This is a genomic window from Lederbergia ruris, from assembly GCF_018332955.1.
GTDB lineage: Bacteria > Bacillota > Bacilli > Bacillales > Bacillaceae_C > Lederbergia > Lederbergia ruris.
Window position 1 is genome coordinate 1 of the sequence record NZ_BORB01000146.1, and the last position, 255, is coordinate 255.

Below are 255 nucleotides of genomic sequence, written 5' to 3' on the forward strand. Positions count from 1 at the left end.
CTTGGGAGATGGTCCTCCCAGCTTCCGACGGGATTCCACGTGTCCCGCCGTACTCAGGATCCACTCGGGAGGGAACGAAGTTTCAATTACAGGGCTGTTACCTTCTCTGGCCGGCCTTTCCAGGCCACTTCGTTTACCCCGTTCCTTTGTAACTCCATATCGAGTGTCCTACAACCCCAAGAGGCAAGCCTCTTGGTTTGGGCTTTTCCCCTTTCGCTCGCCGCTACTCAGGGAATCGATTTTTCTTTCTCTTCC

1 rRNA gene is annotated in these 255 nt (G+C 54.5%); it reads right to left on the minus strand.

The annotated features are described in order from the left end of the window. Positions 1 to 255, minus strand: a 23S ribosomal RNA gene (locus tag KI363_RS21785); the annotation flags it as partial.